Annotated in this window: 4 protein-coding genes; all 4 read left to right on the top strand. The window is 57.2% G+C overall.

Going from position 1 to position 13,999, the window contains the following annotated elements; genetic code table 11:
• Positions 1-16: 16 nt before the first annotated feature.
• The 4 genes from ACIOWE_RS11735 (at position 17) to ACIOWE_RS11720 (ending at position 13,960) form a co-directional block, all read left to right on the top strand.
• The gene (locus ACIOWE_RS11735) at positions 17-3,655 is read left to right on the top strand and encodes a Tc toxin subunit A (protein ID WP_401391187.1); all 3,639 of its coding nucleotides are present in this window, start codon (positions 17-19) and stop codon (positions 3,653-3,655) included.
• A gap of 70 nt (positions 3,656-3,725) precedes the next feature.
• Positions 3,726-7,799, top strand: coding sequence for a neuraminidase-like domain-containing protein (locus tag ACIOWE_RS11730; protein ID WP_401391184.1), 4,074 nt, complete (start codon positions 3,726-3,728; stop codon positions 7,797-7,799).
• Positions 7,792-11,574, top strand: coding sequence for a hypothetical protein (locus ACIOWE_RS11725; RefSeq protein ID WP_401391181.1), 3,783 nt, complete (start codon positions 7,792-7,794; stop codon positions 11,572-11,574). The genes ACIOWE_RS11730 and ACIOWE_RS11725 overlap by 8 nt, the downstream gene beginning before the upstream one ends.
• Positions 11,567-13,960 carry a hypothetical protein gene (locus tag ACIOWE_RS11720; protein ID WP_401391178.1) on the top strand — a complete coding sequence of 798 codons (2,394 nt, stop codon included), beginning with the start codon at positions 11,567-11,569 and terminating at the stop codon, positions 13,958-13,960. The genes ACIOWE_RS11725 and ACIOWE_RS11720 overlap by 8 nt, the downstream gene beginning before the upstream one ends.
• Positions 13,961-13,999 lie beyond the last annotated feature (39 nt).

Raw genomic sequence — 13,999 nt, 5'->3', positions numbered from 1 at the left:
CACAAGGAACCTGATCATGGCTGATTCGCGTCGTCCCGCCCTGCAACTGTTCGCTCAGTTGTTTGGTGAGGGCCAACACGTACAAAACACCGGGCTGAAAAAGCTGCAGTCGTACCTTGAGCAGGAGGGGTCGATTTTTCCTCTGGTGGAGAAGGGCGTTCAAGGCCTGGTCAGGGAGCTTGAATTGCGCCCGGATGACGCAAAGCGGTTTTTGCGCAGGGCCAACAGCATGGCCACGTATGTGCGTCGCCAGTTTATCGAGCAGACCCTGACGGGCGACAAAACGGCCGCAGCACGCCCTTCGAGCGGCTTGTTGTCGATGGTTGAAGGTCCCGATTATCACAATCTGATCGGCACTGATTTTGCCGCGTTGTGCCCGGTGGATGCGCTGGAGTCGATCTTGTCGCCGGTGGCCTACCTGATCGAACTGTTGCGCTGGATTCGCGACCGCATCGAGTCTATTCCAGGGCGTGAGCAAAAATTTCGACTGCATGAGCGGCGTATGGATCTGATGCCCCTGCAGGTCGACTTCAACGCGGTGTATCAGTCGATATCGTCGGTGGACATCATCATTGCGGTGTTGGAGGCGTTCATCACCGAGAACCTGCAAGAGACGTTGATCGAGGATGGCTTGATCCAAGCCCGCTACCCCAATGGCCTGCCGTATTACCAGCACTGGGTCACGATTGACGGCGTTGTGCAGTTGCAGGGGCTGTCGGTCGGGGACTTCGATCACGAAGTTGACCTGGCATACCCCTATTTTCTGCAAGTCAATGCCCGTGGCGCCAATACCGGTCGCGGCTTCGCCAAGGCTTCAAGGCTCGGCCCTTATCAGCGGCAATTGCTGACCGAGGCGCGTGAGAGCTTTGCAAACCGCGCAAAATTTTACCTCGACAATTTTGGTCCAGTTGACCCTGAGGGGAAAAAGACACTGATCGACGTAGCGTATTTCGCCGAGCGAACAAAGTTGAACAGCACGCAAGTCGAAGCCTTGCTGTCCATCAGCGATTTTGCTCCGGTGCGCTCGCCCAACGTGAAGACCTACCCCGGCAACCTCCCAGAGGACCCTGAGCGTGAAAGTGAGCGTTCGGGTTCGGTCTACATCAATAACAACACCATACCTACAGTACGCATTGATGTGTCGGGCTCGGATTTCCAATTGACAGCAGACCCCGAAACGGAAACCGGCTTCGATCACTATGACCGGATGAACCGGATGGTGCGTCTGGCCAACTGGACGGGATTGCCTTACGACCAGGTCGATGCGTTGCTGGTGGCGGCCATCAGGGCTGTAGAGCGTGGCAATGCACCGCCCGATGTGAGCGAGATGATTATCTCGGACGGCGTAGTTCGCGCCTTGGGGCTGTTCCAGACCCTGAAGGAGAGCTACGGATGTACCGCCGCTGACTTTGCCGTGTTTATCGGTGAGCTGTCACTGTACGGTCGCGGCGAAGCGCTCTCGCAGTTCGACCAGATCTTCAACGGTCGGGAGGGTTATCTTCAACGGCTGGTGCTCGACGATGGTTCGTTTCCCCTGTTACCGGCGCCGGGCCAGGTCGATTTGACGATTAGCCAACTGTGCAGCGGTCTGGCGATCGACCTGCAGACGTATTTCTATCTGGCAACCACGGTGGCCAAGGCTCATGGATTGACCGACACGCTGAGGCGCAGTCCGGCGATCATCTCAAGCTTTTACCGTTTGGTCAGACTGCCGCGGTTGCTGAGCATCACACCGGTTGAAGGTGTGCTGATGCTGTCGGTACTCGGCGGGGATGCATGGGTCAACGGCCTGGCTGGCATTCCACTTATCCACACCGTGTCGGATGGCGCTCCGGATGTGCTGGAACTGATCGAAGCCATGCGGAGCTGCGAGCAGTGGTCGATGCAAAACACGCCATCGACTTTGTGGATGTTGCAGCACGGCGTCCTTGCGCAACCGGCGCTGGAGCCCTCCGAGCAGGATCTGCAGTTTTTTGAACAGATTCGCAATTTGCTGCCGACAGCGCTGTTGTCCAACAGCACTTTTTTGATGGCGGGCGTGCCGCCGGTCGGGGCTGCCGAATGGCTCGAATTCCTGGCGACCTCCGCAGGTAATGTTGAGCCGGTTGTCGGCGTCGATGGTCTGGTTTTGCCTTATGACGGCAGGCCGGAGCATTACTCGGCCCTTGTTCGTGCAAAAGTCACCTGGGCCGTCGATACCGCCTTGGGGGCGATCGATACGCAATTGCGCCAGTCCATCGTCGATACCATGTTCGGCGTGGTTATGCAGGTACGGGACGCTCAGGTGTCGCTGGTCAAAGAGACGCTGGCCGTTTATGCCAGCGTCGGTGTGGAACTGGCCATACCCGTTCTGAATTGGGCCAACTCCACAGTCCATCAGTTGTTGCAACAAGTGCTTGAGCAGTACGACGTGAGCGCCGAGGCATCAAGCCGAACAGCACGCCGCAATGTCAGCCCACTACTTGATCTGCTTGCTGAGGTACGACGGCGTAGCGAGGTCGTTTCGACGCTGGGCTTGAGCGCCGCGCTGTTGCTGGACTATCTGGAGTATGGGTACCACGCCTGGTTCGATCGGGCCAGCAAGCATGAGTTGTCGGTGCGCACACTGTATTACCTGACAACGTTGACTCGGGCATTCGACTTAAGCGAGCAACCGGCGCAAAAGCTGTTGGATTATCTGCGTCAGGTCAATGCATTGCCCGCTGTCACGGGCGATGCGCGGAGGCTGGCGCAACAGGCCGCCGCCATCAAGCTGGCCGATTTTTTTGGCTGGAGTGTGCAGGAAGTGCGCGAGTGCGTCAGCCGCATCGACACCACCGACCTCAAGATATTGAAGAACCTCAGTCAACTCGATGTGTTGATGCGCGTTCGTGTGCTGTCGGCTGAAACCGGCATGGACGCGTTGACGATTTTCCTGGTCGGCAGTTTGCCCGAGAGCGTCGACAAAACAGCCTATGCCAATGCCGCTGAACTCGTTCTGCTGGGTGAGCAACGTTTACGCGCACCCATGGTGCACGTGCCGGGCGACCTCAAGGCGCTGGTCAAGATCACGTGCACCGTGGTGGGTTCAAACACGGTGGTGGCCAAAAAGCGCGGAGAAGAAGTCATTTACAAGGTGACGCTCACGGATGCCGAAGGGAAGGCATTGAGCGGCGTCAACGTTTACTGGCAAGCCACTTTGGGCAACATCGAAACGGGCGCTACCGAGTTGGACGGTACGCTGCTGGCCACCTTCACTCCGGGAGCGATCATGGGCACGGACACGCCCGTGTACTGGCTGGATCTGTTTGAGCCTGAGTATGCCCCGTCCATCAATATCGTCGTCGAGTCCAATACCCTGACTTTTCCACCGGCAGAACTGTCGCCGACCCCGTTGGGGACTGTGCCAAGAGGTCAGGAAGTCGAGCTCTATGCGCTGCTCGAGGACGCCTACGGCAACCTTGGGAAAAACTCGCTCGTGGAATGGGAATCCACACCCTACCCACCCGGGGAATCCACCAGCGCGATTATCCGGCCAAGGCAGGGGTTCACCGACCAGCAGGGGCTCACTCGGGCCTTTGTGTCGAGCGCGACGGGGGGCACCTTTGTTTTCCGTGTCAGAACTCAGTCTGGCGAGAGTGAAACCGTCTTCGTCAGACCCATCACCTTCGATTGAGTAGATAACGCGGTCAGCGGTATCTCTTGGCGAACGCGTGTCACCGGGGCATAGCCCAAGGAGCTGGATCATGGCATCGAATAATATTGGCGGGCTGCTGGAAAAGCGTCGCTCGGCGCTGCTGGAATACTGCATCGGCAAAGCCGGCAGTGAAAAATACACTTTTCTGAAAACGCCGGCCGATCTGTTCGAACTGCTGCGCATGGATCCGCTGGACAGCTATCAGGTGCAGAGCTCCCAGGTGGCAGAAGCGATCAGTTGCACGCAGCAATTCATTCATGCGGCGTATCGCAAGCTTGAGCCGGGTCTCGAGTCGCACGAGTTCGACCCGGACGATCTTGCCGCCTGGGCGCTCTACAGCAACTACCCCGATTGGGCTGCGGTGCAGCTGATTTCGTGCTACCCGGAAAACTTCATCAATCCCTTTGTGCGTCAACGCAAGACCAGCCTGTTCAAGAATCTGGAAAACAACCTCAATCAGGCGCGTTTGAACAACGATTCCGTGCAGACCGCGCTGCAAGAGTATCTGCAAGTCTTCGAGCAAACCTGCGACCTTGAGGTGATTAGTTGCTACATGGACGGCACGACGCCTGCCAATGCCAAATACTATTTTGTCGGGCGTCAGCGGGTGCAGCCTTTTCAGTACTACTGGCGCTCGGCGGATATTGAACTCGGCCCTGAAAGTGTGGCGGTCAATCCTGCTGCCTGGAGCGAATGGCAAGCCATTGAAATTCCCAGCGCTGACAAGGTGCTGAACATCCGCCCGGTGCTCTGGAATGGGCGCTTGTGTCTGGTCTGGACCGAATGGCAAGACAAGGTTGCCAGCCGGGAGGCGGGCGAATACATCCCGAACAAACTGACCGTCAAGCTGGCGTTCATGATGCAAAACGGCCAGTGGCTGGCACCGCTGACGGTGTGTATCAAGGACCTTGAGCATGATCTTCTGCCGGGCACCCGGTTGATCGCGAGCGTGCAAGTCGACACCCGTCACCCCAAAGGCATGCTGGGCATTTTGGTGTCGGGCGAGGATACGGTTGGAGGCCCGTTGAGAGTGCATGCCGTTTACGACGTGCTGATGCGCCCCGTACAGCGGGCTGGGTCCTGGCTGGATGCAGCACTCGACCGGTTTGTCAGCGATGAAATAATTCAACATCCATTGCCCTCTCAGGTGACGGTTGTTCCCCGTCCAGCAGAGGGGGTATTAGCGCCGTATCTGGAACTGGACGTCACGGCGTTGCGGGTAGGGGACAAGGATAAGCTGACGGTCAAAGGTTATTGCTTGCCCTCGGGAATTCCCGATACCGCGGACATGCGTCTGGGGTTTGCTTCTGACAATGAAAACGAGGTAGTGGCCAAAAACTTGCCTCTCGCGGGTGACTGGAACATCGGACCCTGGGAAGGCGAGCGAGGTAAAGGCTCATGGCCCAATCCGACTACATTCTCACTGGGCCCTGTAACAACCGTACCGGATCGGCAAAGAAGGCTGTTTGACCTGACGATTGTCAACCTTACGGACTTCGTCCCGCCCAGCCTGGTGAAAAATACCGTTGATGCCGCACAGTTTCTGTCTTTTAACCAGACCGGACTGGCGTTGAAATACACCCGGCTCAATTCGTTGTTTGGCCCCGAACTGGTGAAGCGCTCGAACGTTTCGGTGGCAAGTGTGCTGGACTGGGATACTCAGTTCATCCCGGAGCCGCCGCCGACCGGTCAGGTGATCAATGAGCCCAGTGGTGCCTTTAACGGTGCCAACGGTCTGTTCTTCTGGGAGATCTTTTTCCACCTGCCGCATTTGATGGCCACACGCCTGCGCGACGAAGAACGCTTCCCGGAGGCACAGAACTGGCTGCATTACCTGTTCGATCCGCAGGCACCTGCTGATCCACTCACCCCGCCTCGGCCCAATCCCAAGCCGAAGTACTGGCGCTGCCGGCCTCTGAATATCGTCAAGGAAACGGGCGACCCTGGTTGTGAGACGCAAAACCCCACGGACCCGGATGCCATCGGTTACGCGGCCCCCGCGCACTTCCAGATCCTGGTGTTCACCAACTACGTGAAAAACCTGATGACCTGGGGCGACTGGTATTACCGGCAACTGACCCGGGACAGCTTGGTGGCCGCCAAGCTGTGTTACGTCCAGGCTGGGTTTTTGATGGGCAAGGTCCCCACCGCCAACACCGGTACACGCTGGCAACCCTTGACGGTTCGAGACCTTCTGGAACAAAGCAGCACTCGGCCGAGGCTCGAACAGTTTGAAAAGAATCTGAATTTCAGCCTGGCGGATTTCCCGGTCGCCTCCGACACCGCACCCATGCTCGGGCTGCTGGCATGCGGGCCGTTTGAAATTCCGATCAATCAGTCGTTGCTCGATTTGTTCGCAGCGCCGGATCAACGCCTGCATAACCTGCGCAACAATCTCACCCTCGACGGCAAACCGCTGGACATCCCGATGTTCAGCCCGCCGACGGACCCCAATCAATTACTGCGTGATCTGGCGTCCGGTGGCGTGGCAGGGCCGAGGCCGATGGGCGGGCGGTTGGTGGTCAATGCGTTCCGCTGGCGAGTGATGTTCGAGGTCGCGTTGCGTGCGGTGCAAGCGTTGCAGGATAACGGCAGTCAGGTGCTGAACCTGCTTGAACGACGCGATCGCGCCGAACAGGAAGAGTTGCAGCAAAACCATATGGTGGAACTGGGCAGCTACGCCGAGACGGTGCAGGAACAGTCCATCGCTCAGTTGGAGGCGAGTGTGACGGCGTTGCAGCAAAGCCGTTCGGTGGCGCAGGAACGCGCCGATGCTTACGCAAAACGCTATGACGAAAACGTTTCGACGATTGAATATCAAGTCATGGCCAGCCTGCATCAGTCCAAGGTGTTCTCCCTGGTGGCCAAGTCGATCAAACCGGCGGGCGCGGTGCTGGCCTCGTTGCCGAATATTTTGGGCTTTTCCAACGGCGGGCATCGCCTCGAGAAGCTGGCGGACGCGGTGATATTCGGTCTGGAAGTCGCCTCGTCACTGCAGCAAATCGATGCCGACAGACAGAGCACCACGGAAGGTTACCGTCGTCGCCGCAGTGACTGGGCGTTGCAACGTGATCAGGCGCTGGCCGAGGTGCGGGCCATGGATGCGCAGATCGCTGCGCAGAATCACGCGGTCACCGCTGCCCGGTCCAATCTGGCGCAAACCCTCAGGGCCAATACTCAGGCGCTGACGGTTTACAACTACCTGAAAAAGCGTGCGAGCAATGCCGAGTTGTTCGGCTGGATGCTCGGCCAGCTCAAGGCATTGCACTATCAGGCCTACGATGCGGTGATCAGCCTGTGCCTCAGTGCCCAGGCTTCGCTGGCCGCCGAAACCGGCGATTACGATGCGCAGATCGCGTTGCCTCAGGTCTGGCTCGATCACCGTCATGGCCTGACCGCCGGTGAGCAATTGCGTGGTCATCTGCTGCGGCTGGAACGTGAATACCTGCAACGCCACGAACGCCGGCTAGAACTGGTGAAAACCATCTCCCTGCGGCAGTTGTTCGACGACAAGGTTGAAGGTCAGGTCGGTATCGATAGTTGGGCCGATGCACTGGATCAGTTGCAAAAGACTGGCTCGCTGGAATTCAGACTGACCCAGCTGTTGTTTGATCGTGATCATCCGGGGCATTTCTGCCGGCAGATCAGTTCGGTGGAGGTCGATCTGCCGGTATTGACCGGGCCGTTCGAGAATGTGCGGGCGACCTTGCTTCAGATCAGCAGCATGACGGCGACCCGGCCCACTCCACAATCGGTCGAGTACCTGCACAATCCTGGGCTCGGGGCGCCTTCGGATGTGGTGATCAATCTACGCGCCGCTCAGCAGATAGCCTTGTCGGTCGGGCTGGCCGACAACGGCCTGACGGCCATGAAACCCGATGAAGGCCTGCTCAATCCGTTCGAAAACACCGGCGCGATCTCCAGTTGGAAATTGCATTTCCCGTGGTTCAAGAAACCGCAGCAAAGCGCGCTGCTTGAATCGATGACCGACTGCATCCTGCGCATCCGCTACACCGCCAAGGCTGGCGAGCCGCCGTTTGTGCGAAAGGTTGAAGACCTGGTCACCCGGGCTGAAAACGCCAGACTGAGCCAACATGTCGAAGGAGTGGGCGGTCATGAGTGAGCCGATCATCCAGGCGAAAGAAAGCCTGCTGCGCAATGGTGATTTCAACGATCTGCTTAACCACTGGATTGACAAAGGGACGGTGGCAATACAGCACGAGTTTTACGAGTTTGAGTACATCCCTTTTATGCATGTCGGCGTCGGCGCCTCGGCCAGGCAGGAAGTCGTCGTCCCTAAAAAAGCCGATGCGAGCGCCAGTTACGAATTGACGTTTCTTTGCGAACTGCGCCCCGGATTTGACTGGTCGGGCGAATCCGGCTGGTTGTGCATCCTCAGCGGGAGCGATGTGTTGATGAGCACTGAACTCAAGGCCGGCGACTCACGCAGCCTTGAGCAAGATCAAGCTCGCCTGGCGGCAGGGCAGCCGCTGGAGTTCAAACCGATCCGCTATCGGCAATCATTGGATCAACTGGCCTTTGATAGCGGCGACGTGCTGACCTTCGAGGTTCGCGGTGTGCCGAGTAATCCATCGGACAGGCGCACGGGTGTGCTGATCACCTGGATCGACCTGCAACTGAAACTGGAGCCATTGAAACTCCAGGCTATGCGCCTGGATGAGCAAGACCTGGTGCCGGATCGCAAGTTGTATCTGTGCCTGGGCGCATCCCTGGGCAACGGCTTGGATGACCCGCTCTACATGCAGCACTATCTGTCGTTTGAGCCGCGCGATGGCAATGCCTGGCAGGGGACAAAGATGGCGTTGACCGTTCGTGACAACCCGTTGGAGGCGATCATGACCGCGCCAGACTGGGGCGTTGATCAGACGCTGACAGTGCCATGGTCGCTCGACTGCCCATGGATGGCTGAAGACAAAACCTACGAGTTCTCGATCATCCTGTTCAACCAGTATGACGCTGAGCCTTATCCGATTGACGTGTCGTTGGGGCATCATCGTCTGGCGTTTGGCGACGAGCAGAAAGCGACCTTTTACCCCGTTCTTGAATATGCGCAGAGTGTGCGGCTGGGTGTACAGATCGTTTCCCATTACACCAGACAGGCGCTGGATGGCCGGACGGTGAACTGGACGAGTGCCGCGCAAGGTGTGCTGGGCGCGGGTGTCACTGATGAGCAAGGCTGGGTTTTTTTTGATTTCGAGCCGAAGACGGCGGGTGATGTTGTCATCACGGCTTGGGTCGACAGCCCTTATTACGCTACAGGTAAAGTGACGCACGATTTAGCCGTGAAGGTGTTGGCGACCGATCCGTGGAAGGCTCTGCGGGCCGTTATCGGAACGCAAGAAACAGCATGGGAGGCGACTGGCTACCCCAATCGGGGCAGCAACCATCCCGTCATCGTGCGCTTGCCGGCCGATAGTCCCTTGCTGGGAACGGCTCTGTCGCTGCACTGGAGCGGCGAGGGGCATGAGCAACTGGGGGTCACGGTCAATCCGCCGCTCGAGGCCCCGCTGCCATTCAACGGGGGCGATGTGCTCTGGACGCTGACCAGCGAGGATTGGCTCGACGGTCGTTTCGAACTGAGCCTGCAATGCTCGAAACTTTTGCTGCCATCACCGGGCAAACCCATGTCGCTGGCACGCAATCGGCTCCGGGTGGGTGAGGTCCGTGAGGCCAACAAATTTCCCATAGTCGACGAAGAGGAAAGCGTGCTGCTGCGGGTGCAGGCGATCCATTATCTGACCGCCGGCGACGGTGATCCCGTCAGCAATGCGCTGGTCGAATGGGTGACCCCCGACGGTGACGCTGTGCATGACGTGACGGGGGCGGGCGGTTGGACCAGTTTGCTGTATACGCCCAAAAGCACGGGGGACAAGACAGTCACGGCCTATCTCAAGGCGCACCCGGACGATACAGCTGTGGAACAGGATTTTACGGTCAAACCTGTTGCCACGAGCCCATGGAAAGGTGAAGTCGAAATCCGCCTGGACGCAGTAAAAGTTGAGAGTCCGCTGGGGATGCTCTGTCGACGTGGTCAGACCCATACGCTGACAGTCGTGCCGAAGGCTGGCAGTGACTGGATCGGACGAAACATCAGCCTGCATTGGCGCGGAAACGATCCGGCCATTGGATTAACGCCCGAAGACCTGACAACGCCGAAAACTCTGCTGGCGGGCGGGGTGGAGTGGAAACTCGTTTCGAACAAAAACGACAGCAGTAGCGGTCTGTTTGAATTGGAGCTGCGTCTGGCCGGCCTGGCCAGCGTGCGAGAGCTTTCGGGACGCTTGCTGTCCGAGGATTTGACGGAAGAAGTGGCGCTGATGCTCGATCAGATTCACGCGGAGCTGGATGCCCGGAACCTTTATCCGTGTCTGGGGGCTGTTCACCGTTTCAAGGTTTTACCCAAAGTATTGAGCCCGCTGGTGGGGCTGGACGCATCATTGAAATGGTCGGGTGTTCCGGCTGACTCATTGGGGGCGACGGTTGAGCCCACGCTCGATCGCCCACAGGTGCTGAGCGACGGTGGCGTGAATTGGACGCTGGGCTTTACCACCAGTACGGCGCCTGGCGAGTTTGCCCTGACCCTGGCGTTACCGCAGCTGAAATTCGAGGCGATCGCCAAGCCGATGACGCTGGCCCATAACAGAATCAGGATCGAGGCATGGCGGGGAGCGGCGGTCGATCCAGTCATTGGTCAAGAACCTGCCTGGATGTGGGTTCAGCTGTATTCGCATTACACCAACCGGCCCGTTGATCAGGCGCCGGTGACCTGGACCGGCGACACCGGCCCACGAGTTATCCAGACCACGGTCGATGGCTGGAGCGGCTTCGACTTTGCGCCGAAAATCGTCGGAGATCAGTTAGTCACAGCGTCTGTACTCAGCCGTTATGACAATTATCCGAGTACTCAGCCAATGACGGTTGAAGCACTGGCAAGTGATCCGTGGGAGGAGGTGCTGGTCAGCTTCGACAAACAGCCGCCCCAGCCCTTGGGCACACACACGTTCTTCCCGCGGCGCAATACGCAGCACTGGCTGGATGTGACTGCGCCGGCCGGTAGTGCCCTGTTCGAGAAGGACCTGGTATTAGGAATGACCGGTACCGGACCGGCGGAACTGGGCATGCGGTTTGAAGAGCCGAGGCTTGGGGAGCCCAGATTATTTCCTGAAGCCGGACAGACCTACTCCTTCAAGACCGGCGATTTGAAGGACGCAAGCTTTGGATTGCGCTTCTCGTCCGCCCGCCTGGCCAGCTTGTCACCGGTGAATGCGATGTCGCTGGGCCAGGGCGAACAGGTGCTGAAAATCGCTGAGCGCCAGCGATCCCATCAAACGTTGCTCTGGGGCACAGAGGTGTCGGAGCAGATCACCGTGATCTCGGCAATCAGCGGCAGGCCGATGGTCGGGGTGACCGTGACCTGGCGCAGCCCGGATCTTGGCGTGAAGCAATCGACCAGCAATTTTTATGGGGTGGCGAAGATTGCTTTTGTGCCGACGACACCCGGGCCGCTTGAACTGACGGCGTCGGTGGGGGGAGAACTGCATTCCGACTCGGTGTCGTTGCCGTTTTTCCTCAATGAACCTCGGAAAATCGATTCACTGACCAGCCCGCAGCCAGGTGGGCCAGAGGGAGCGTGGGTATCAGCGACCGTTAACGTGGTGTCGGCCTTGACTGGTGAGCCATTGCAGGGTGTCGAAGTGCAATGGAAATACCCGGACCGAATTCTTGAATCGACCTACACCGACGAGAACGGTAACGCCGAGGTGAAGTTCCGATTGGCCGGTATCAGGCGTACCTGGCTACAAGCCGCCGTGCGCGGTGGGTATGCGGGTTGGGATGCTCAATTTCTTGAATTTGAATTGGTGCCAGTCAATGAATAAATCAATTGAAACAGCTGATACTTTTCTGACTTGGAAGCAGCAATTCAGACCACATATCAATGGCAAGCGAGTCCGCTGGGATGACCTTAACGTGGTGTTGATGAAGGGAGAGAAGTGCACGCTGGAACTGGAGTATGAACTCAGCTACTACATCGGCGAGCCGGATGGGTTTCTGGTTCTGGATTACAAACCGGGCGAAGAGGGGCAGAGGCTGGTTTCTGATCCGCCGTTGGGGGTGGAGTGTGAGATGGCTGATGGAAGCCTTTCGTTGAGCTGGACTATTTCTGCCGTAGAAGGTCCTGGCGGAGTCTTTGAACTGGAATTTACCCTTCCACGGGACCCTCAAATATCGGAATCGCCGCCTGTGCCGGGGCGAGTTATTGAAAATTGGTCGGAGGGCTTCGTTCCCTGGGTTAACGGGCAGCGAGTCAGCTGGTCCGGTGTGAAGCTGGACTTGATGCAGGGTGAGACTTGCACGTTGGCGCTGAGCTATGAAGGCAGCTCTCTGATTGGTGATCCAGCCGGTTTTCTTGCGCTTGATTACATGCCGGGTGCAGAGGGGCGAGGGCTGGTGTTTAATCCGCCATTGGGGGTGGCGTGTGAAATGGCTGAGGGAACAACCTCCTTGAGTTGGACGATCAACAGCGAGCAGGCGCAAAGCGGTCCATTTGAATTGCAGTTTGCGCTGCCAAAGTTTGCCGATGTACCGAAGTCACCATCATTGCCGGGACGATTAATTGACAGCTGGCTGGAAGGGTTCTCACCGCTTGTTAACGGACAGCAAGTTGAGTGGCCTGAGCTCAAGCTCGATTTGATGAAGGGAGAGACCATCAGGCTGGCGCTGGACTTTAACCGCAATTGGTTGATTGGCAATTCCGCTGGTTTTCTTGCTCTCGAATATACGCCGGGCGCGGAGGGGCGGGGGCTGGTATTTGATCCGCCATTGGATACGCCGTGTGAAATGCTCAAAGGGACAACTTCCCTGAGTTGGACGATCACCAGCGAGCAGGCGCAAAGCGGTCCTTTTGAATTGCAGTTTGGGTTGCCAAAGTTGACCGGTGTACCGAAGTCACCGTCATCGCCAGGACGATTAATTGACAGTTGGTTGGAAGGGTTTTCACCCCTCGTTAACGGGCGGCAATTCACGTGGCCTGGGGTCAAACTCGATTTAATGAAGGGAGAGACCATCAAGTTGGAGCTGGACTTTAAAGACAACTGGTTGATTGGCAATCCGGATGGCTTTCTTGCGCTCGAATACACACCGGGCGCGGAAGGGCGGGGACTGGTGTTTGACCCGCAATTGGGCACGCCGATTGAAATGGCTGAGGGGTCAACCTCGTTGAGTTGGACGGTAACAAGCGAGCAGGCGCAAAACGGTAATTTTGAACTGCAATTTGCGCTGCCAAAGTTTGCCGATGTACCGAAGTCACCATCATTGCGAGGACGATCAATTGACAGCTGGCTGGAAGGGTTCTCACCACTCGTCAACGGACAAAAGGTTGAGTGGCACTCCATCCAGCTGAATATGGTCGGGGGAGAGTCAGTCGAGTTGGGGCTGGAATTTGAAAGAAATTGGCTGATTGGCAATCCCGCTGGTTTTCTTGCGCTCGAATACTTACCGGGCGCGGTGGGGCAGGGGTTGGTTTTTGATCCGCCGTTACCGACGTTGCGTAAAATGCTTGAGGGAACAACCTCCCTGAGTTGGATGATCACCAGCGAGCAGGCGAACAGCGGTCCTTTTGACGTTCGGTTTGGACTGCCACTTCTTAATGTTTCGAGCTCGTCGCCGTTATCGGGGAAAGTTCTGAATATAGCGCAGGAGTTTGAGGTTAAGTTTGATGATTTTTTAGTTGGCTCTAAAAGCGTTTCCTTCCCCTGTATTGGTGCGGAGCACGAATTTAGTCTGATGCCCCTGCCGGGCTGCCAGTTATTGGGTGAATCCTTTAGGCTGCAGATAAAAAATGCTCCGTCGGGGGTCCAACTCATCCCAATCTTGGAAATGCAAATATTCAAACCGGAAAAATTGACATATAAACTGGATTGCCGAAAAGCTACAGGTAGCGGCGAATTCAATGTAGAGCTGATGTTTGTAAACGAGAAACAAGAGATTACAATTCTGCTTTTCAAAATGTCACTGGGGCATAATTTGGTGACAGTTGAACGTTGGTCGGAGGAAAAATTCAGGTGGCCAGATATTTACTGGACCGAGTACTTTCTTCTCGCTACGTCAGCATTCCTGAAGACTCCGGCCAGTGGCGTTCGTGTTAATAGAGCCGGGTCGGGCTATTTCGCAACAACTTCCTCAGACGGTGTGGTCAGCACAGGCTCAGCGAGTAGTGGTGGAAGACTGGAAGTTGTAAATCCATATGACGGATCTGTTGTCTGATCACTTTCATGATCTTGCGGTGGTAAGCGCCTCTCGTAG

This window comes from Pseudomonas sp. NPDC087598, assembly GCF_044743525.1.
GTDB lineage: Bacteria > Pseudomonadota > Gammaproteobacteria > Pseudomonadales > Pseudomonadaceae > Aquipseudomonas.
The sequence above is the reverse complement of the archived record's forward strand: the minus strand, read 5'-3'. Positions and strand labels throughout refer to the sequence as shown.

Coding starts and splice junctions, on each gene's coding strand:
- ACIOWE_RS11735 (WP_401391187.1), top strand. CDS start 17: ATGGCTGATTCGCGTCGTCCCGCCCTGCAACTGTTCGCTCAGTTGTTT.
- ACIOWE_RS11730 (WP_401391184.1), top strand. CDS start 3,726: ATGGCATCGAATAATATTGGCGGGCTGCTGGAAAAGCGTCGCTCGGCG.
- ACIOWE_RS11725 (WP_401391181.1), top strand. CDS start 7,792: ATGAGTGAGCCGATCATCCAGGCGAAAGAAAGCCTGCTGCGCAATGGT.
- ACIOWE_RS11720 (WP_401391178.1), top strand. CDS start 11,567: ATGAATAAATCAATTGAAACAGCTGATACTTTTCTGACTTGGAAGCAG.